The sequence below is a fragment of the Catenulispora sp. GAS73 genome (assembly GCF_041262085.1).
Classification (GTDB): Bacteria; Actinomycetota; Actinomycetes; order Streptomycetales; family Catenulisporaceae; genus Catenulispora.
Window position 1 is genome coordinate 141,705 of sequence record NZ_JBGCCM010000027.1, and the last position, 20,138, is coordinate 161,842.

Genomic DNA, 20,138 nt, shown 5'->3' on the forward strand with positions numbered 1-20,138 from the left:
CGCAGCACCGTGAAGGACGCGAACCACGCGACGGCGAGGGCCACCAGGACCAGGAGGATGTCGAACAGAGCTTGGACGGTCATGGTGGGGAGTTTATCGGAGCGGGTGGGGCGCTGTTCGGTGAGCTGGGTCTCTTCGGGTGTCGGGGCGGCGCGGGGCGAAAACGCGAAGGCGCCCGCCGCCGATCACCAGATCGGTGGCGGGCGCTCCCCTCACACTCCGGGGGTCCGGCGTCGCCGGGGCGAGCCGCTCAGACCGCGAGCGCGACCTCGGCGACCTCGCCCAGCGTCGCCTCGACCGAGGCGTCCACCGTGCCGCCGGGCACCAGCGCGCGCACGGTCCAGGTGCCCGGGGCCGCGAAGAAGCGGAAGCCGCCCTCCGGGCTGGTCGGGACCTCGGCGGTGAACTCGCCGGTGCTGTCCAGCAGCCGCACGTACCCGGTCACCGGCGCGCCGTCGCGGCTGACCGCTCCCTGGATGACAGTTTCCTTCGCCACGTCCACTCCTTCGATGCTGAATCCGCCGGCGGGGGCGCCGCACGAGGCCGTCACTGCTGGCCGCCCTCGGGCGAGCCGGGGTTGGAGCCGAGCGCGACCGGCACACCGACCAGCGAGCCGTACTCGGTCCACGAACCGTCGTAGTTCTTCACGTTGGCCTGGCCCAGCAGCTCGTGCAGGACGAACCAGGTGTGCGCCGAGCGCTCGCCGATGCGGCAGTAGGCGATGGTGTCCTTGGACAGGTCCACGCCCTCGGCCTCGTACAGCTCGGTCAGCTCCTCGTCGGAGCGGAAGGTGCCGTCGTCGTTGGCCGCCTTGGACCACGGGATGTTGCGCGCGGTCGGCACGTGGCCGGGGCGCTGCGACTGCTCCTGCGGCAGGTGGGCCGGGGCCAGCAGCTTGCCGGAGTACTCGTCGGGGCTGCGCACGTCGACCAGGTTGTCGGTGCCGATCGCGGCCACGACGTCATCGCGGTAGGCGCGCAGCGCCTGGTTCTGCGGCTGCGCCGTGTAGGTGGTGGCGGCGCGGGTCGGCTGCTCGACGACCAGCTCGCGGGAGTCCAGCTCCCACTTCTTGCGGCCGCCGTCCAGGAGCTTGACGTCGCTGTGGCCGTAGAGCTTGAAGTACCAGTACGCGTAGGAGGCGAACCAGTTGTTGTTGCCGCCGTACAGCACCACGGTGTCGTCGTTGGCGATGCCGCGCTCGGAGAGCAGGGCCTCGAACTGCTGCTGGTTCACGAAGTCCCGGCGGACCGGGTCCTGCAGGTCGCGCTTCCAGTCGATCCGGACGGCGTTGCGGATGTGGTTCTTGTCGTAGGCGGCGGTGTCCTCGTCGACCTCGACGAGGACGACTTTCGGGTCGTCCAGGTGCGCCTGGACCCAGTCGGCGTCGACCAGGACGTCGTTGCGACTCATGGGGAGTCCCTCCGGATGGTTCGGGGTTCGGATCGATCGGAGTGAGGTGGTGCTCGCGGACACGGTTGTTCCAGGTCCGCGGGCATGCGGAAGCACGAAGGTGTCTTGCTTGGGTCCGCGCTGATGGCAGAGGGCCGCCCGTCCTACAGCGGTCGGGCGTCGTGTCCCCACGAAGACGGGGTCACGGAAGCAGCCGACCCTCCGGGGTCAGCGCATTCGACACAGGCAGGCGGCGACGCGGCACAGATCGACTGCGCGTCGCTTGGTGAAGTTCGCCTGCTGCTTCATGTCACCGACTCTAGAGACGCCTCGGGGCGGTGTCACGCACGTACCGTACTGTGAGACGACGGTCTTATGTTTTTTACACCGCGCTGGTCACGCCGGGCTTTCACGAGGTCATAGGCACGGTGATGTCGTACGCGCCCCAGCCGGTGACCTTCACCTCGAAGTGGTCGATCTGCTCCGCGGGCAGCGCGGTCGCGGCCGGGATCGCGATCGCCCTGCCGGCCACCGACCGCCAGTTCGAGAGCTGGACCACGGCGTGGTTCTTGGCCACGACGTAGAGCGTGCAGTTCAGGCCGTCCGGCGTCCCGCTCATCGTCGCGGTGACCGAGGTCCCCCAGCCGTGGTCCTGGTAGGAGATCTGGGCCGTCACGCCGCTCTGCGTCACGGCGGGCAGGGCCTCGCCGGGAGCGGTGGTGGACCTGCTGTGCCCGGCCCAGAACCCGCCGATGACCAGCACCATGGCGCCGGCGAAACTGCCGGCGCCCAGGAGGATCCGGCGGCGGCGCGGCGCGCGGAACGGAGCGGGGACGGGGCTGCGGAACGGCGAGCGCCGCCGCGGCGGCACCGGCTCCGGCAGCTCCGGCATCGGCGCCCCGACCAGCCCGATGTCCATGACCCGCTTCACGCCGACGAACGAGGCGTACTCCTCCTGGCACTCGGGGCACTCGGCCATGTGCCGGCGCACCTCGCGGGCCTCGTCCGGATCCAGCGCCCCGAGCGCGAGGGCTCCGACGGCGATCCGCAGGTCCTCGTTGTCGCAGGCACCCGGCCGCACCTCTGCTTCCCGGTTCACGGTTTGATCCCCCGTTCCTCGAAAGCGGCCCGCAGCGCGCGCAACGCGTAGTACGTGCGCGATTTGACGGTACCTGGGGGAATGCCGAGTACGTCGGCGGCTTCGGACACGGACAGGCCCTTGAAGTACGTCTCCCGGAGCACCGCACGGTGGTCGGGGCTCAATGTCGTCATCGCTTCGGCCACCTCCCATCCCAGCAGCATCCGGTCGTGATCGTCCTCGACGACCGCCTCGCGGGCGGTCCCGAGCGCGAGTCCCTCGTCGCCGACCTCCCGGGGGCGGGAGCGGCGGGCGCGTGCCTGGTCCACCACGATGTTCCGGGCGACCGTGCACAGCCAGGCCCGCGGCGAGCCGCGGTCCGGAGCGAACGCCTCGGCGTGCTGCCAGGCCCGCAGGAAGGTCTCCTGCACCACGTCCTCGGCCCGGCCGCGGTCGCCGTCGGTCAGTTTGAGGACGTACCCGAGCAGCGGACCCGCGTGGTCCGCGTAGAGAGATCTGAGACGCTCCGCGTCCGCGCTCGCGACGTCCACACCGGGGACACGGAAAGCCGGAGGTTCTGGTTCAACCCGCCGCCACCATGTCACACGCCGATGATGGCATCGCCGGTGACCGTTCGACAGCGGATCGGGCCGGACGGTTGCGGGAGAGTTGAGAAACGGCTGGTGGGGGCGACGGCCGCCGGCGGCGGCTCGTGAGATCGAACCACCGCCGGGGCGCATACGTATATCTGGATCGCGGGACGGACGGTGTTCGTCTTCCTCCGAAGGCCTTCCGCGAGGCCTCAGCTGGAGGAGACGCCCGAACCGGTGACCCGCACGTGGTCGGCCTCGGCGTATACGCGCAGCCCGTCGGCCGACGTCTGCATGTTGGCCATCTGGAGGGTGAGTTGCATCGGCAGGGTGCCGACGTTGATCGGGAAGTCCAGCTCGCGCGGGACACGGCCGTTCAGCCCCAGGGAGGAGGACTCGACCTTCGACGCCGTCAGTTGCAGGCGGTTGCCGCCGGCCAGCGACAGGTGGCTCTGCAGAGTGGTCTTGCCCAGGCCCGGGACGTTGCCGGTGACCCGGACGGTGTTGTCCGGCCCCTCGGCCAGCGTCACGTCCAGGCCCTGCGCGGCGGCCGCCGACTCCATGTCGGTCCAGCTGAACAGTGCGGTGCCGGACAGGTGGTCGACGTCGGCCTCCTTGAAGCCGTTGGAGGGCGAAACGCCGTTGAGGTCCACGTGCAGATCGGTGACCCGGACGCCGTTGCGGGTGATGCCGCGCGCGTCCACCGAGACCTTGTCCAGCTTCATGCCGATCAGCTGGGTCAGGAACGGGAAGTTCGCGATGGTCACGGAGGGTTTGGACTGGAGGTTCTGTGACTGTTGGATGCGTTTGGCGATCTGGCTCTCCGCGATGCCCACACTGATCCGGTCCGCGGCCACGAACAGACCCACGAGCACCAGCAGCGCGATCGCCAGCCTGGTCGGCCACTTGCGGCGTCTGACCGGCGGCGGATGCGCCTGCCACTGCAACTGGTCGAGCCCCTCCTCGGAAGTCATGGGACGAGGATAGCCGCGGCGTATGAAGCCAGGGCGGCGATCGTGACCGGTATCGCGACGACCGCGGCCCGGCTCCCCCCTAGTTCGGAGTTGCGCGCGGCGGACACCGAAAGCACCGCGCAGACGCCCGCCCCGGCCGCGACCGAAGTGAGGTGCAGGATGGCGGCCGGCAGGAACAGGCCGGTCAGGCTGGCGAAGAGCAGCGCCGAGGCGGCCGCGGCGAGGGCGCGGACCGCGCCGGGCTCGACACCGTGCCGACGGGCGCGGAAGACGGCGTCCGCGGCGATGAGGACGAACCCGGCGCCGAGTCCCGCGGCGACGGGGAGCACGGCGTCGTCGGGCTGGAACTTGAAGGTCGCGGCGGCACCGGCCATCGCAGGCAGCGCGGCGAGGACGGCGGTGCGGCGCGAGGCGAAGCCGGCGAGGTCGAGGACGGCCCAGGCGACGACGAGTTGGAGCGGGAGGACCGCGGCGGCCACGGCTTTGGCGGAGACGAAGGCGGTGACGGCCAGGGCTGCTGTCGCCGCGCCGGCGTAGGGGAGGTGCTGGAGGGGGGAGAGGCGGGGGCGGGGGGTTGTGGGGTATGGGGTTTCGCGGACGGGTGCGTAGTCGTCGGAGTACTCGCCCGCGTACGGCTCGGCGTATGGCTCGGCGGCGGGTGCGGAACGGCGGCGGCGGGACTGGACCGGCGGTTCCTCATAAGGCTCTTCGTAATAAGGCTCCTCGTAGTAGGGCTCTTGGTAGCCCTCGTAGCCTTCTCGTTGGTAAGCCTCTTGCTGATAGCCGTTCTGCGGGTAGTCCTCGTAATACGCGCCTTGCTGTTGGTCGTAGCCCTGCCCCTGGTTGTACTGCTCGTAGCTCGGGGCGTTCTGGTACCCGTAGGCGGGATCCGGGGCGTATTCGTAGCCCTGATGCGGCGGCTGCTCGTATGACGGTGCCGCCTCGTACCCGTACTGCTGCTGGGCCTCGTAGCCCTGGTACTCCGCTTGGTACTCGGCTTGGTACTCCGCTACCGGCTGCTCATAGCCGTACTCGTATCCGTAGCCCTCAGGCTGCTGCTGCGCATAGGAGGAGTCATCGGCGAAGTAACCCTGTTGGTAGGCGGGGTCCTCCGGATACACGTACTCGGGCTCCTGAGCCGACGGCTCTGAAGCCGCCCGCCCACGCCGTCGGCCCGTGTACTCGCCCACCCTGACTTCCTCCTGCCGACACCTACCCGTCTGCAAGGTATACCAGCCGCCCCGCTCAGCCTCCGGCGAACGGCGGAAGCACCTCCACCACCGCCCCCTCGGCCAACCGCACGTCGGACGGATCCCGCCGCCCCACCGGCGCCCCATCCACCAGGAACGACGCCCGCCGCACCACCTCCCCGAGCCGCACCCCATGCCGCGCCACCGCGGAGGCCAGCACCTCAGCCAGCACCTCGCCCTCGAACGGCTCCTCGGCGATACCCGCCGCCGCCTTCGCCGCCGCCCAATAGCGGATCAGCCCACTCATCACGCCTCGCTTTCCATGACCTCGCCCGGCTCGCCGGACTCGCCCGCGCCGGGTTCGCTGTCGCCTGCCGCCTCGCCGAGACCGCCGCTGCCACCGCCTACCTCGCCGAGACCGCCGGCGTCGATCCCACCGCCCGCCTTGCCGGCTCCGCCGCCACCGAGCTCACTGCCGCCTGCCGCCTCGCCACTATCCGCCTCACCGAATGCGCCGCCGCCTTCGCCGAGTCGGCCCGCGCCTCGCCCACCGGCTGCCTTACCAAGACCAGCCCGATCTCGCCCTTCGCCGCCAAGCGCGCCGCCTGCCTTGCCGCGACCGCCTGCGCCGGACTCGCCGCCGCCTGCTTCTCCGAGTCCACCGCCAGATTCCCCTGGCCCGCCGTCCCGTCCTCTATATCTGTATCCGCTATATCCGCGCTCTCGATCTTCCTCGCCGGACAGCCCATCGGCAGCTTCACCGGTGCTGTCAGCCCCGGCGCTCTCGCCACCCACCGGCAGCGCCCGCACCCACCGCCCGATCCGCCCCACCATCTCCAGCCCCGCCGCCTCCCGCGCCGCCCCGGCCTCGGCGTGCCCGAAGCCGGGCTCGACCCACAGTTCCCGCGGCTCCCGCGCCGCCGCGTACAGCGCCTCGGCGTGTCCGAGCGGGAAGTACTTGTCCGCGTCGCCGTGCACCACCAGGAGCGGCACCGGTGCGATCCGGCCCACCAACTCCACCGGCGACTCCGGGACCGGGTCCCAGCCGCCGGGCAGGATGCGCGTCTTCAGATGCCATGCCGAAACCATCCGGCCGAGCGGATGTTCCACCAGAAAGTGCACCAGCTTCATCGGCCGCGTCGAGCGCTCGAACCACCATCCCGGGCCGCTCACCGACACCACGGCGTCGGTCGCGGAGCCCGGGCCGATGCCGGAGCCGCACAGGCCTGCGTGGCGTACGACCACGGAGGCGCCCATGGAGAAACCGACCGTCGCCACATGCTCGTAACCCAGGACGCGGGCCCACTCCACCGCGGCGTGCAGGTCGAGGACCTCTAGATCACCGAGCGTCGATCTTCCGTGTGACTGTCCGTGACCGCGGAAGTCGAACGCGATGATTCCGCCATACGGACGCAACGTGGCGGCGATGTGCGCCATGTCGCCGGTGCGCCAGGAGCCGCTGAATCCGTGGCACAGGACGAACGCCCAGCGTCGATCGACACCCCCTCTGTGCACGGCGTTCAGCCGGACGCCATCGGCCGTCAACAGGGTCTGACCGGGCTCCGCGTGCCCCGAGCTGCGCCTTTGTCCAGGTAAAATACGTGTGAACTCCGGCACGGAAACCTCGGGGAAACGCTTCATGACGGCTATCCTTGCTCACAGAGGATCCGGGCGACGAAGCCCCACGGGTCCTCTTGTGTGTTTTCTGGCGGGTGTGACAAGAGGCGCCCCCGGACAAATGAGGAGCGATCCGCGGATGTCCAGTTTGCTGTTGCTGACCAACTCACTGACCCCCTCCTCCGAGGTGCTTCCGGCTCTCGGCCTGCTGCTGCACAACGTTCGCGTTGCGCCGGCGGAGGCATCCGCCCTTCTAGACACCCCGCCCGCCGACGCGATCCTGGTGGACGCGCGCCGGGATCTGCCGCAGATGCGCTCGCTGTGCCGGCTGCTGCGGACCACCGGGGTGGACTGCCCGCTGTTGCTGATCACCACCGAGGGCGCGCTGGCGGCGGTGACCGCGGACTGGGGCATCGACGACGTGCTGCTGGACTCGGCGGGCCCGGCCGAGGTCGAGGCCCGGCTGCGGCTGGCGGTCGGAAAGCTGGCGGCCGGGGCCGTCGCCGAGGACGTCCCGCTGGAGATCAGGAGCGGCGACCTGTCCATCGACGAGGGCACGTACACCGCCCGCGTCCGGAGCCGGGTGCTCGACCTGACCTTCAAGGAGTTCGAGCTCATCAAGTACCTCGCGCAGCACCCCGGCCGGGTGTTCACGCGGGCACAGCTGCTTCAGGAGGTGTGGGGCTACGACTACTTCGGCGGCACCCGCACCGTGGACGTTCACGTCCGCCGGCTGCGCGCCAAGCTCGGGGTCGAACACGAGGCTCTGATCGGGACGGTGCGCAACGTCGGTTACCGCTTCGTCATGCCCGACAAGCGCAACGGATCCACCCCCGCGGCCGCCGGCTCCAGCGCCGGCACCGAGACCGCCGAAGAAGGCGCGGACGAGGTTCGAGCCTCCGACGCGCTGATCGCACCCCGTACCGTGGTGGGGTGACAGGTATCTCCATCGGCGTCGTCCGCCGACTGAACGAGGCGGACGTCGCCACCATCCGGTCCCTCGCCGAGACCGCCGAGCAGGCCGACGGAGTGGCACCGCTCCCCGAGCAGGTGCTGCTCCACCTGGAGCACCCCGGCGAGACCGACGCCTGGCACTTCGTGGCCCGCCGCCTGGCGAGCGCGGATCTGGCTTCGGAGCTGATCGGCTACGCCGTGCTCGACAAGTCGAACCCTGAGGAGGGCCCGACCGCGGAGGTCGTGGTCGCGCCCGACTCCCGGCGCCAAGGCGTCGGCGGCGCCCTGCTGGACGCCCTGCGCATGAAAGTGCGGCGCGGCGACAAGCCGGTGCGCGTGTGGGCGCACGGCGCGCTCCCCGCCGCGGCCGCGCTGGCCGCGAAGCGCGGTCTGGAGCCGGTCCGCGAGCTGTGGGTGATGGCCCGGCCCCTGGACGACGTGCCGCCGCCGGCGCTGCCCGACGGCATCCGCGTCGCGACGTTCCGGCCCGGCGTCGACGACGAAGCCTGGGTCGAGGTCAACGCCCGGGCCTTCGCGCACCACCCCGAGCAGGGCTCGATGACGGTCGAGGACCTGCGCGTGCGGATGGCGCAGCCCTGGTTCGACCCGGAGGGCTTCTTCCTGGCCTGGCGCGGCACGAAGCTGGCCGGCTTCCACTGGACCAAGGTCCACGACCACAGCGCCTACGGCGAGGACGGCGACGGCCCGGTCGGCGAGGTCTACGTCCTGGGCCTGGAACCGGACGAGCAGGGCAGCGGCCTCGGCCGGACGCTGACCCAGGTCGGGCTGCGCCACCTGCACGACCGCGGCCTGAAAACGGTCATCCTCTACGTCGAGGCCGACAACGCGCCCGCGATCGCCGTCTACACCAAGCTCGGCTTCACGCGCCGCAGCGCGGACATCATGTACCAAGTCTGATACCGAGTCTGACCTCGGAGACCCCGTGCCCTGAGTCCGGACCAGGGACTCAGGGCCGGCGACCCCGATTCGCGCACGCCGCCACAGCACCGCGAACCGCCTCGGCCCGCCCGACTACCGCGCTCGCCGCAGCCCGCAAGCCCCGAGCCGCGAGCCGCGAGCCGCCTCAGACCGACCGATCGCCAATCACCGCGCGCCACGGCCTACGAACCGCAAGCCGCCGCAGCCCGGCCGCCACTCGCCGCAAGCCGCAAGCCGCCGCAGCCCGGCCACCGCTCGCAGCATGCCGCGAGCCGCAAGCCGCCGCAGCCGGGCCGCCGCTCGCCACTCGCCGCATGCCGCCAGCCGCCAGCCATCGCAGCCCGGCAGCCGCTCGCAGCGTGCCGCGTGCCGCAGGCCGTCGCAGCCCGGCCGCCACTCGCCCCACATGCCGCGAGCCGCAGGCCGCCACAGCCGGGCCGCCGCTCGCCGCGAGCCGCCAGCCGCCTCAGCCCGTAACCCCCACCAACTGCGTGTACACCACAAGGTTGTCCGCGTAGTGCTTCCCGTCGAACGCCCCGCCGCACGTGATGATCCGCAGCTGCGGCGTCCCGTTGTCGTCGCTGCCGTACACCCGCTGCGCCGGGAACCGGTCCTTGTCGACCACCTCGACCGAGGTCACGCGGAACTGCGCGTGCTTCTTGTCCGCGCGGTCCACGATCACCAGCGCGCCGGGCTGCACGTTCCCCAGCGGGTAGAACACCGCGCGGCCGTACTCGGTGTCGACGTGGCCGACGATCACCGCCGCGCCGCGCTCCCCCGGGGTCGGGTCGCCGGTGAACCAGCCCGCCTCGGTCGGCACCGACATCGGCGGTACCGCCACCGCGCCGTCGCGGTCCAGACCGAGCCGGATCAGCGGGGCGTCGATGCCCACCGAGGGGACCTGCACCCGCAGCGGTACCGAGCGCTCCAGCGGTGCGGCCGCCGGGCCGGACCAGCTGCCGAACAGCGCGCCCTGGGTCGGGGACGGCGGTCCGGACAGCGCGGTCACGCCGTTGCCCAGCAGCTTCGCGCCGGCCACGACCACGGCCACGGCGATCACGACCTTCACCACGTTGTGCCGACCGCGCGGCGGGCGAGAAGACGGGCCCGGATCGGCGCCGCCGCCGTCCAGGCCCGTCTTCTCGCCCGCCGCCGGCGAGGGGTCAGCCGGCATGCGTGCCGTCGGCGCCGCGACGGCGCATGCTCCACAGGCCGTAGCCGACGCCGCCGACCACCAGGGCCACGCCGCCGGCGGTCATGCCGAGGTCGCCCTTCATCACCGAACCGCCGCCGCCGGCCTTCGGCGGATTCGTCGGAGTGGCGTTGGTCCCGCCGTAGACCGTGATGCTGGTGACGCCGTTCAGGCTGTTGGAGCCGGTGCCGCAGGTGACGTTCACCGACCACTGGCCGTTCTGCGCGTTCGGGACGATCGTGGCCGTGCCGGCCAGGCCCGCGCCCTTGGGGTTGCGGGTCAGCGAGACCGAGCCGTTGTTGGTGAACACCGAAGACGTCGCGGTCCCGGAGTCGGGTTGGATACAGGTCGGGACCGTGATCAGGACCTGCTGGCCGGGTCGGGCCGCGCTCGGGTTCAGCTCCACGGCCGGGCCGCTCAGGCCGCCGCTCCCGCTGGCGCCGCTGCTGGAGCTGGTGCTGGTGCCGGTGCTCACGCCGTTCAGCGCGTTCTGGACCGCCGAGACCCCGTTCGACACGGTCTGCGCGCCGCTCTGCACGCTCTGGACGCCGTTGGACACCGTGGACGCGCCGTTCTGCACGGTGTCCACGAGGCTCCCGGCGCTCGCGTGGTTGTTCATCATCCACAACAGCGCGACGGCGCCGCCGCCCACCACCAGCGTCTTCATCCCGAACATCGCGGGGGCCTCCTCCGTACAGGGTTCGAAGCGGCAAAAGCAGGGAACGGTGGACCCCAGCGGGGTACACCTTCCAGATCCATCGATACCGTCGCGGAAGGGGTTTCACCTGTTGAGCAGCGCATTTTCGCCCGGATGGCGCACGCGTTCACCCGGACGCCGAGAATCCACCCTCCCGCTACCCGCCGTTCACACCCGCGTGTCAAGCTCGGAATCATGACCGGCCCGGCCCCCGAGACCCGCTTCCTGGACCGGGAGATCTCCTGGCTTCGCTTCAACGAACGAGTCCTGGAACTCGCCCAGGACGCCGAGCAGGTGCCGTTGCTGGAACGGGCCCGCTTCCTGGCGATCTTCGCCTCGAACCTCGACGAGTTCTACATGGTCCGGGTCGCCGGCCTGCGCCGGCGGCTGGCCACCGGTGTGGCCACCACCTCGGCCTCCGGCCTGCCGCCGCGCGAGGTGCTGCGCCGGATCCTGAAGGAGACCGGCGAGCTGATGGCGCGGCACGCCGCGGAGTTCCAGCACCGGCTGCGCCCGGAGCTGGCCGCGGTCGGGATCAGCATCATCCGCTGGGCGGAGCTGGACTCCGAGGAGCGGGAGAAGCTGTTCCAGCTGTTCCGCTACCAGCTGTTCCCGGTGCTGACCCCGCTGGCCGTCGACCCGGCGCATCCGTTCCCTTACATCTCGGGCCTGTCGCTGAACCTCGCGGTCTCGCTGCGCGACCCGGACACCGGGCAGGAGCACTTCGCCCGGGTCAAGGTGCCGCCGCTGCTGCCCCGGTTCGTCGAGGCCAAGCCGGGCCGCTACGTGCCGGTCGAGGACGTCATCGCCGCGCACCTGGAGCTGCTGTTCCCGGGCATGGAGATCCTGGACCACCACGCCTTCCGGGTCACCCGCAACGAGGACCTGGAAGTCGAGGCCGACACCGACGAGAACCTGCTGCAGGCGCTGGAGCGCGAGCTCATGCGGCGCCGCTTCGGGCCGCCGGTGCGCCTGGAGGTGGACGAGAACATCCGGCCGCAGGTGCTGGACCTGCTGATCCGCGAGCTGGACATCAACGAGGACGAGGTCTTCAAGATCTCCGCACCGCTGGACCTGACCGGCCTGAACCAGATCGCCGACATCGGCAAGTCCGGGGAGTACAGCGAGCTGCGCTTCAAGCCGTTCGTCACCAAGACCCACCCGGACCTGGCCGACGAGGGCCCGGGCAAGCCGGCCGACATCTTCGCCGCGATCCGGCGCCGCGACATCCTGCTGCACCACCCCTACGACTCCTTCGCCACCAGCGTGCAGGCGTTCCTGGAGCAGGCCGCCGAGGACCCCGACGTCCTGGCGATCAAGCAGACGCTCTACCGCACCAGCGGCGACTCGCCGATCGTGGACGCGCTCATCGACGCCGCCGAGGCCGGCAAGCAGGTGCTGGTGCTGGTCGAGATCAAGGCCCGGTTCGACGAGCACGCCAACATCTCCTGGGCCCGCAAGCTGGAACAGGCCGGCTGCCACGTGGTCTACGGCCTGATCGGCCTCAAGACGCACTGCAAGCTGTCCCTGGTGGTGCGCCGCGAGGGCGCGGTCCTGCGCCGCTACTCGCACGTCGGCACCGGCAACTACAACCCCAAGACCGCCCGGTTGTACGAAGACCTGGGCCTGCTGACCTGCGACAACGAGATAGGCGCGGACCTGTCGGACCTGTTCAACCGGCTGTCCGGGTTCGCCCATCCGACCAAGTTCGGCCGGCTGCTCACCGCGCCGAACGCGCTGCGGGGCGGGCTCATCGAGCTGATCGGGCAGCAGCGGGAGCGGGCCGAGGCCGGGCAGCCCTCGCGGATCCGGATCAAGGTGAACTCGATCGTCGACGAGGACCTGATCGACGCGCTCTACGAGGCTTCGCAGGCCGGCGTCCCGGTGGAGATCTGGGTGCGGGGCATCTGTGCCCTGCGGCCGGGGGTCGAGGGGATGAGCGAGAACATCAGGGTCCGCAGCGTCCTGGGCCGCTTCCTGGAGCACTCGCGGGCGTTCGTCTTCGGACTCGACGAAGAGGCCCAGGTGTGGATCGGCAGCGCGGACCTGATGCACCGCAACCTCGACCGCCGGGTGGAGGCCCTGGTCCGGCTGGTCGAACCGGTGCAGCGGCGGGCCATCTCGGCGCTGTTCGACATGGCCATGGATCCCAAGACCGCGGCCTGGGACCTGGCCGGCGACGGCACCTGGACCCGGAGCGAGTACGCCGAGGACGGCTCGCCCCTGGCCGACATGCAGAACACGCTGATCTCCGAACGCGCCAACTGGTGGAGCCGGCGAGCCGGATGAGCGCGGAGGGGGCGGGATCACGCGCACAGCAGGGCCGTCCGGCGACGACGCCGGGCGGTCCGCGCGGTGGGCTCGGGCAGGGGCTCGGGCTCGGGCTCGGGCAGGCGCTCGGGCGTGACGGCGGGCGTGGGCCCGGGCGTGAGGTCGTGCACGGGGTCGGGCGGATCGCACAGGTTGGACCAGCAGCAAAGAACAGTGCCGCCATCCGGGCAACGGCGGAACCGAACCGTCAGGCAAAGGCCTGACACACGTCGTGGGGGCAGTGGCGGACACATGGATGCAGCGACTCAGCGCGCGATGGCCGGATTCGGGGCGGCCACGCCGGACGGACCGGCGGGACTGGCGGTGCGGGGGTACCTCGCCGAGCAGTCGCGCGCATTCCTGACCCACAGCGCGCTGCCGGTGCAGCAGCCGGCCGCGGTGCGGCTGCGCGCCGCGTGCCTGCGGGTGGCCACCGCGCTGGCGGCGTGCCGGGAGTTGGTGGACGCGGCCTGGGCCGACGAGCTCGGCCGGGAGCTGCGCGGCACCGCGGTGGTGCTCGGCGCCGAGCGGGACGCCGACGCGGTGCGCCCGCGGCTGCTGGCCCCGCTGGACCAGTGGATCGCCGAGGGGCGCTACCCCGACGGCGGCGCGGCCCGCACCCGGACCCTGCTGACCCGGATGCTGGACCGGGAGCGCTCCTCGGCGCACGGCATGGCCACCGCGGCGCTGGTCGGCCCGGCCTTCCACGCGCTGGCCGACCGGATGGCCACGCTGGCCCGGGACGTCCCGCTCACCCCGGCCGCCGAGCGGCCCTGCCGGCAGGTGCTGCCGGGCCTGGCCGAGGACGCCTACGAGGAGTTCGTACGCCGGATCGAGGACCTGCCGGCGCCGCTGGCCTCCGAGGACGCCGACGGCGACGCCGCCTGGCTCTCCGCCGAGGACGCGGCCCAGGCCGCGCTGCACACCGCCGAGCTGTGCCGGCCCGCCGGTACGATGATCGCCGGCGACGACGCTGCGGACCTGCTGGTCCGGCTGGGCCGGATCGTCGAGGCGCTCGGCGAGCAGCGCGACGCGGTCCTGGCCGCGGCGTGCGTCCATCGGGCGGCCGACACGCCGCGCATCGCCGCCACGACCGGCTATGTACTGGGAAGACTGCACGAGGAACAACGCCTGGCCGTGCTCCGGGCCCGGAGCACCGCGCCGCTGGCGGTACAAGAGAGGTCCGCACACTGATGAACGCCGCCGACGCCGACGACGCCGCCGAGGACTCGCCCGCGATCCGGGTCCGGGCCGCCGGCTGCGTCCTGTGGCGCCCCGGCCGCACCGGGCCGGAGGTGGCGCTGATCCACCGCCCCCGCTACGACGACTGGTCCTTCCCGAAGGGCAAGCTCGACCACGGCGAGGGCTACGTGCAGGCGGCGGTCCGCGAGGTGCGCGAGGAGACCGGGTACCCGGTGGTCCTCGGCCGGCGGCTGCCGACGCAGGTCTACGACGTCTCCTTCGGCGGGCCGGCGCGCATGAAACGGGTCAAGTACTGGGCCGCGCAGGCCGCCGTGGACGCCGACTTCGAGCCGAACTCCGAGGTGGACCGGCTGGACTGGCTGGACCTGCCGGCCGCGCCGGCCCGGCTGACCCGGCAGACCGACCGCGACCTGCTGCGGGCGTTCGCGGCGGCGCCGGTGGACACCGTGCCGGTGATGCTGCTGCGGCATGCCGAGGCGGTGCCCCGCAAACGCTGGGACGGCGCCGAGCAGGAGCGTCCCCTGACCCCCGAGGGCCGGATCCAGGCCCGGGCGCTGGTCCCGGTGTTGGCGGCGTACGGGGACGCGGCGCTGACGGCCTCGCCGTACGCGCGGTGCGTCACGACGCTCCAGCCGACCGCCGAGTCCGCGCGCGCCGACCTGGCCCTGGAACCCGCGCTCGGCGAGGACGCGGACCCGGACGCCGGACGCGCCTGGCTGCGGCAGGTCCTGAAGTCGGGACACGCGACCGTCGGGTGCACGCACCGGCCGGTGCTGCCCGAACTGCTCGCCGAGAGCCCGCTCGGACAGGCGGTGCACTCCGGGCGCCGGGCTCTGGCGCCGGCCGAGGCGTGGGTGCTCCACGTCCGCGAGGGCGGGGTGGTCGCGGTGGACCGGCTCAAAGCTTGAGATTTTTCTCGAAATCGTCACCGAGCGTGTGTTGTCAAGCCCCGGCAGTCGTCTTCCGCCGATGGACCGCAGATGAGCGCCGGATCGTGCACCGCCGTTCGGGTGAGGTTTGCGGAAACCGAACGCGTCGACACATTTACCCGCCCTGGCCAGGGCATCCAGATCCCGAGCGCCTGGGACCGTTCACCCCCCGTTCACCTTCACCCGTCCATCGATTCACCTGGCCTGCCTAGCTTCGTCGTTGACAGCGCATGCAAAGACTTCCGATGATTCGAAGGGACTTCCCGGTGAAGATCCACGCTGGTTTCAATGGGCGCAGTGCCGCGGTCGGCGCCGGAGTTCTGGCTCTCGCCATGGCCGGCCTGACGGCCTGTGGTTCTGACAACAACACCTCGTCGTCGAGCACGGGCGGTTCCTCGTCCACCACGTCGGCCGCCGGTGGCAGCACCTCGACCTCCGGCTCCTCCTCGGCGGCGGGCGGCGGCGGTGCCATCACCTGCGCCAACGGCACGCTCTCGGCCCAGGGGTCCACGGCCCAGAACACCGCGATCGTGAAGTTCATCAAGGACTTCCAGACCAAGTGCGGCAACAGCACGAACATCAGCTACAACGGCACCGGCTCCGGCCCGGGCGTGACGGCGTTCATCCAGAAGCAGGCCGACTTCGCCGGCTCGGACTACCCGCTGAACGCCACCCAGCAGCCGCAGGCCGACGCCCGCTGCACCGGTGGCAAGGCGCTGTCCGTGGGCACCGTCCCGGGCATCATCTCGGTGATGTACAACGTCCCGGGCGTGACCAAGCTGAACCTGTCCGCGTCGAACCTGGCCAAGATCTTCAACGGCAAGATCACCAAGTGGAACGACCCGGCGATCGTCGCCGACAACGCCGGCGTGACGCTGCCGGACCTGGCGATCCAGACCTTCCACCGGTCCGACGCCTCGGGCACCTCGTTCAACTTCTCGAACTACCTGAACAAGACCGCCCCGACCGACTTCCCGACCGCGGCGAACAAGCAGTGGCCGGCCACCGGCGGGCAGTCGGCGCAGGGTTCCAAGGGCGTCGCGCAGGCCGTGAAGAGCACCTCCGGCGCGATCGGCTACGCCGAGGTCTCCTACGCCACCTCCAACAACCTGCCGACCGCCAACGTGGGCAACGCCGCCGGCAAGTTCGTGCCGCTGACCGCCGCCAACGCCGCCAACTTCATCGGCAAGGCGAAGGTGGACACCACCGGCGGGAACTACCTGTTCAACTTCGACTACACCTACTCGGCCGACGACGCGTACCCGGCCGTCCTGGTGACCTACGAGATCGTCTGCTCGGCCGGCAACGACTCGGCCAAGCTGCCCCTGCTGAAGGACTTCCTGTCCTACACCGCCGGCAGCGGCGCGCAGTCCCAGCTGGAGGGCCTGGGCTACGTGGCCCTGACCTCGGACCAGCAGACCGCGGTCGCCGCGGTCTTCAGCGGCCTGAGCTGAACCGGCTCGGCGCAGCAGGACTGAGCTGAACGATGCGACACGTCGGAGCCGTCGGTGACCACCGATCGGCTCCGACGTGTCGGTGCCGGAACGCCGTACCCAGGCCGTCCTGGCTTGTCCGTTTTGGTCTAACGGAATCGAAACCCGCAGTGAACAGAAATCTTCCGGGCCCAGCACCAGCCGTTGGGCGCCCGAGCGACGAGGCAGGACCCGAATGAGCGGCATAGCGCCGACTGCCACCCGGCCCACGCCGCGCCGCGGCGGCTCCGACGCGAACTCCCTGAACTCCGGCACCCGCCGCGGCGACGCCGTCTTCTCCGGCACGGTCCGGGCAGCCGCGATCTTCCTGCTGCTGCTGATGGCGGCGATCGCGATCTTCCTGATCTGGCGCGCCACGAACGCGCTGTCGGTGAACAAGGCCAACGTGCTGACGTACACCGGCCAGTGGGCCCCGGACGACTCCCCGCCGAAGTTCGGCATCGGCGCCGCGGCCTGGGGCACCCTGGTCACCTCCGCGATCGCGATCGTGATCGCGGCGCCGGTGGCCGTCGGCGTGTCCCTGTTCATCACCCAGTACGCGCCGCGCCGGATGGCGCAGGTGCTCGGGTTCATCATCGACATGCTCGCCGCGGTCCCGTCGATCGTCTACGGCCTGTGGGGCATCCTGTTCCTGGTGCCGCACATGCAGGGCGCCTCCCAGTTCGTCTCCGACGTCCTGGGCTGGATCCCGATGTTCTCCTCGGGCATCTTCGGCCGCTCGGTGTTCACCGCCGGCGTGATCCTGGCGATCATGATCCTGCCGATCATCGCCGCGATCTCCCGCGAGGTCTTCCTGCAGACCCCGCGCGAGCAGGTGGAGGCCGCCTACGCGCTGGGCGCCACCCGCTGGGAGATGATCAAGCTCGCGGTGCTGCCCTACGGCCGCAGCGGCGTGGGCTCGGCGATCGTGCTGGGCTTCGGCCGCGCGCTCGGCGAGACCATCGCGGTCGCCATGGTCCTGTCGGTCAGCTACAACTTCGTCACCAAGTGGCTGCAGCCCGGCGGCAACACCATCGCCGCCAACATCGCGCTGCAGTTCGGCAGCGCGTTCAAGGTCGGCCAGGGCGCCCTGATCGCCTCCGGTCTGGTGCTGTTCGTGGTGACGTTCCTGGTGAACCTGCTGGCCCGGCGGATCACCGCGCGCGCCGGGACCCCCGAGGACGAGCGCTGGAGCCTGTTCTCGGTGTTCCGCGGCCGCTCCGGCCGCTCGATGAGCATGGACTCGGCCTCCAACGTCGAGGCCGCGGACGTGCCGGACCGGCGCGGGGCCTTCGAGGCCAAGGACGAGCCCGGCGAGGTGGCCGCGGACGACGCGGCGGGCCGGGCCCGGCCACGGCGGGCGGCGCACGGCGCCATCGGCGGCGACGTGCTGGTCTCGCCCTCACCGGTGCGCCGGCTGCGCAGCGGGATCGCCGGCGGGGCCACGGTGGCCACCTTCGTGCTCGCGGTGCTGCCGCTGCTGTCGATCCTGTGGCTGGTGACCTCGCGCGGTGTGCACGCGCTGAACGTCGACTTCCTGACCCACTCGCTGCGCAACATCGACGAGTCCCAGACCGGCGGCGGCGTCTACCACGCCATCCTGGGCACCCTGGAGCAGGCGGGCCTGGCCACGCTGATGGCGGTGCCGATCGGCATCCTGGTCGCGGTGTACCTGGTGGAGTACGGCCGGGGCGTCCTGGCCAAGGCGGTGACGTTCTTCGTGGACGTGATGATGGGCCTGCCCTCGATCGTGGCCGGCCTGTTCATCCTGTCGCTGTGGATCATCACGCTGCACCAGTACGCGAACGGCTTCGCCGGCGCGCTGGCGCTGATGATCCTGATGCTGCCGGTGGTGATCCGCTCCAGCGAGGAGATGCTGAAGCTGGTGCCGGACTCGCTGCGCGAGGCGTCCTACGCCCTGGGCGTGCCGAAGTGGCGCACCATCACCAGGGTGGTGATCCCCACGGCCTTGCCGGGAATCGTCACCGGGGTGATGCTGGGTGTGGCCCGCGTGATGGGCGAGACGGCCCCGATCCTGCTGGTGGTCAGCTACGTCGCCTACATCAACCCCAACCCGTTCAGCGGGGTCCAGGGACAGGCGACGCTGCCGACGGTCATCTACAACACCTACACCTCGTCGGAGCACGCCTCCAACGACCGCACGTGGTCCGCCGCGCTGCTGCTGATCATCATCATCATGCTGCTGAACATCATCGCCAGGCTCATCGCCTGGTGGAAGAAGCCCGGCCGGGCCTAGGAGAGATCGATTATGGCGAAGCGCATTGACGTCGCGGGCCTGCACGCCTACTACGGCCCGACCCGCGCCATCGAGGACATCTCGATGACCATCGAACCGCGCACCGTGACGGCCTTCATCGGCCCCTCCGGCTGCGGCAAGTCCACCTTCCTGCGCACCCTGAACCGCATGCACGAGGTCATCCCGGGCGCGCGGGTCGAGGGCAAGGTCACCCTGGACGACGTGGACCTCTACGGCGCCCAGGTGGACCCGGTGGCGGTCCGCCGCCACGTCGGCATGGTCTTCCAGCGCCCGAACCCGTTCCCGACGATGAGCATCTACGAGAACGTGGCCGCGGGCCTGCGCCTGGCGGGCGTGAAGAAGCGCGGCGAACTGGACGACATCGTCGAGCAGTCGCTGAAGGGCGCGAACCTCTGGAAGGAAGTCGAGAACCGCCTGAAGAAGCCGGGCGCCGGCCTGTCCGGCGGCCAGCAGCAGCGCCTGTGCATCGCCCGCGCCATCGCGGTCAGCCCGGACGTGCTGCTGATGGACGAGCCCTGCTCCGCCCTGGACCCGATCTCCACCACGGCGATCGAGGACCTGATCTCGCAGCTGAAGTCGGAGTACACGATCGTCATCGTGACCCACAACATGCAGCAGGCGGCGCGCGTCTCGGACCGGACGGCGTTCTTCAACATCAGCGGGACCGGGACTCCGGGGCGGCTGATCGAGATCGACGACACGTCTCGGATCTTCGCCAACCCGACGGAGAAGGCCACGGAGGACTACATCACCGGCCGGTTCGGATGACGGTCCGCTAGAGCTGGCGGCTTCGGCCGTCTTGCCGGAGGCTCCCAGCATTCGAGGGATGTGCTGGGGGCCTTCGGGCTTTTTTGGGCGCCCCTGCTTGATGTGTGGGTGTGGGTGTGGGTGTGGGTGGCTGGGGTGTAGTGGGTACGGTTTGTTGGTGGGTCTTAGGAGCTTTTTACGGCTTCGCACTGGTTTAAGAAGGATCCGCTGGGGGGCGCAGTTCGGTGGCGTGCCTGGCGTGGCGTTGGCGGCTGGCGGTGTTCGTGTCCACGACCGCGCACCGGTCCGAGTCACTGCGCACGCGTTGCGTAGGCGGCAATCGTCGGGCGTGGTGGGCGCCAAAAGTCAAAGACAGGGCCTCCGGCGGCGCCTGCGCGGCGAGCGGCACTCGCTCCGGGGAGGGGGGCCGCGTAGTTGGCTGCCGGTCGCTGCTTGTGGTCGCCTTGTCCCGGGTTCCCCGTCACGTCGTCGCCTGACAGTGATGATGGTCGGCAGTGATGGTGCGGGGTGGGCCTGACCCACCGCCTGACCGACGCTCCCCGGGGTTGTCCTGGTTCC

Annotated in this window: 19 protein-coding genes; 8 read left to right on the top strand and 11 right to left on the bottom strand. The window is 70.9% G+C overall.

Going from position 1 to position 20,138, the window contains the following annotated elements:
• Positions 1-250: 250 nt before the first annotated feature.
• The 9 genes from ABH935_RS34550 to ABH935_RS34590 form a co-directional block, all read right to left on the bottom strand.
• Positions 251-550 (bottom strand): DUF1416 domain-containing protein, encoded by a 300-nt coding sequence (locus ABH935_RS34550; protein ID WP_015796793.1) that lies wholly within the window; start codon positions 548-550, stop codon positions 251-253.
• On the bottom strand, positions 547-1,410 hold the full coding sequence (locus ABH935_RS34555) for a sulfurtransferase (RefSeq protein ID WP_370382157.1): 864 nt from the start codon (positions 1,408-1,410) through the stop codon (positions 547-549). Before ABH935_RS34555 ends, ABH935_RS34550 begins: the two co-directional genes overlap by 4 nt.
• 207 nt (positions 1,411-1,617) lie before the next feature.
• Complete coding sequence (locus tag ABH935_RS34560; RefSeq protein WP_370382177.1) at positions 1,618-1,698, bottom strand: Ms5788A family Cys-rich leader peptide; 81 nt, start codon at positions 1,696-1,698, stop codon at positions 1,618-1,620.
• A 100-nt stretch (positions 1,699-1,798) separates the two neighbouring features.
• Positions 1,799-2,488, bottom strand: a complete 690-nt coding sequence (locus ABH935_RS34565) for an anti-sigma factor (protein ID WP_370382158.1) — start codon at positions 2,486-2,488, stop codon at positions 1,799-1,801.
• Positions 2,485-3,018: a sigma-70 family RNA polymerase sigma factor gene (locus tag ABH935_RS34570; RefSeq protein ID WP_194910193.1), complete on the bottom strand. Its 534-nt coding sequence runs from the start codon at positions 3,016-3,018 to the stop codon at positions 2,485-2,487. Before ABH935_RS34570 ends, ABH935_RS34565 begins: the two co-directional genes overlap by 4 nt.
• Before the next feature lie 251 nt (positions 3,019-3,269).
• A complete protein-coding gene (locus tag ABH935_RS34575) occupies positions 3,270-4,031 on the bottom strand; it encodes a DUF2993 domain-containing protein (RefSeq protein WP_370382159.1) in 762 nt (253 codons plus the stop codon).
• Positions 4,028-5,221, bottom strand: a complete 1,194-nt coding sequence (locus ABH935_RS34580; protein WP_370382160.1) for a hypothetical protein — start codon at positions 5,219-5,221, stop codon at positions 4,028-4,030. Before ABH935_RS34580 ends, ABH935_RS34575 begins: the two co-directional genes overlap by 4 nt.
• Positions 5,222-5,276: 55 nt before the next feature.
• The gene (locus tag ABH935_RS34585) at positions 5,277-5,528 is read right to left on the bottom strand and encodes a MoaD/ThiS family protein (RefSeq protein ID WP_370382161.1); all 252 of its coding nucleotides are present in this window, start codon (positions 5,526-5,528) and stop codon (positions 5,277-5,279) included.
• Positions 5,528-6,862: an alpha/beta hydrolase gene (locus ABH935_RS34590; RefSeq protein WP_370382162.1), complete on the bottom strand. Its 1,335-nt coding sequence runs from the start codon at positions 6,860-6,862 to the stop codon at positions 5,528-5,530. The genes ABH935_RS34585 and ABH935_RS34590 overlap by 1 nt, the downstream gene beginning before the upstream one ends.
• Positions 6,863-6,977: 115 nt before the next feature.
• On the opposite strand from ABH935_RS34590, the gene ABH935_RS34595 reads away from it, so the two are divergent.
• Together ABH935_RS34595 and mshD are read left to right on the top strand one after the other, a co-directional pair.
• Positions 6,978-7,775: a response regulator transcription factor gene (locus tag ABH935_RS34595; protein ID WP_370382163.1), complete on the top strand. Its 798-nt coding sequence runs from the start codon at positions 6,978-6,980 to the stop codon at positions 7,773-7,775.
• On the top strand, positions 7,772-8,710 hold the full coding sequence (gene mshD, locus ABH935_RS34600; RefSeq protein ID WP_370382164.1) for a mycothiol synthase: 939 nt from the start codon (positions 7,772-7,774) through the stop codon (positions 8,708-8,710). Before ABH935_RS34595 ends, mshD begins: the two co-directional genes overlap by 4 nt.
• A 487-nt stretch (positions 8,711-9,197) precedes the next feature.
• Here the strand turns inward: mshD and ABH935_RS34605 are convergent, their stop codons facing one another.
• Together ABH935_RS34605 and ABH935_RS34610 are read right to left on the bottom strand one after the other, a co-directional pair.
• Positions 9,198-9,905, bottom strand: a complete 708-nt coding sequence (locus ABH935_RS34605) for a class F sortase (RefSeq protein WP_370382165.1) — start codon at positions 9,903-9,905, stop codon at positions 9,198-9,200.
• The gene (locus tag ABH935_RS34610) at positions 9,895-10,599 is read right to left on the bottom strand and encodes a hypothetical protein (RefSeq protein ID WP_370382166.1); all 705 of its coding nucleotides are present in this window, start codon (positions 10,597-10,599) and stop codon (positions 9,895-9,897) included. Before ABH935_RS34610 ends, ABH935_RS34605 begins: the two co-directional genes overlap by 11 nt.
• A gap of 216 nt (positions 10,600-10,815) precedes the next feature.
• Between ABH935_RS34610 and ABH935_RS34615 the strand changes: the two genes are divergently transcribed.
• From ABH935_RS34615 to pstB, 6 genes are all read left to right on the top strand, one after another.
• Positions 10,816-12,909 (top strand): RNA degradosome polyphosphate kinase, encoded by a 2,094-nt coding sequence (locus tag ABH935_RS34615; RefSeq protein ID WP_370382167.1) that lies wholly within the window; start codon positions 10,816-10,818, stop codon positions 12,907-12,909.
• Between the two features lie 273 nt (positions 12,910-13,182).
• Positions 13,183-14,124 carry a CHAD domain-containing protein gene (locus ABH935_RS34620; protein ID WP_370382168.1) on the top strand — a complete coding sequence of 314 codons (942 nt, stop codon included), beginning with the start codon at positions 13,183-13,185 and terminating at the stop codon, positions 14,122-14,124.
• Positions 14,124-15,041, top strand: coding sequence for an NUDIX domain-containing protein (locus tag ABH935_RS34625; protein ID WP_370382169.1), 918 nt, complete (start codon positions 14,124-14,126; stop codon positions 15,039-15,041). The genes ABH935_RS34620 and ABH935_RS34625 overlap by 1 nt, the downstream gene beginning before the upstream one ends.
• Before the next feature lie 287 nt (positions 15,042-15,328).
• On the top strand, positions 15,329-16,516 hold the full coding sequence (gene pstS, locus ABH935_RS34630; RefSeq protein ID WP_370382170.1) for a phosphate ABC transporter substrate-binding protein PstS: 1,188 nt from the start codon (positions 15,329-15,331) through the stop codon (positions 16,514-16,516).
• A gap of 214 nt (positions 16,517-16,730) precedes the next feature.
• Complete coding sequence (pstC, locus tag ABH935_RS34635) at positions 16,731-18,791, top strand: phosphate ABC transporter permease subunit PstC (RefSeq protein ID WP_370382171.1); 2,061 nt, start codon at positions 16,731-16,733, stop codon at positions 18,789-18,791.
• A 12-nt stretch (positions 18,792-18,803) separates the two neighbouring features.
• Positions 18,804-19,580 carry a phosphate ABC transporter ATP-binding protein PstB gene (gene pstB / locus ABH935_RS34640; RefSeq protein WP_370382172.1) on the top strand — a complete coding sequence of 259 codons (777 nt, stop codon included), beginning with the start codon at positions 18,804-18,806 and terminating at the stop codon, positions 19,578-19,580.
• The last annotated feature ends 558 nt before the right edge of the window (positions 19,581-20,138 follow it).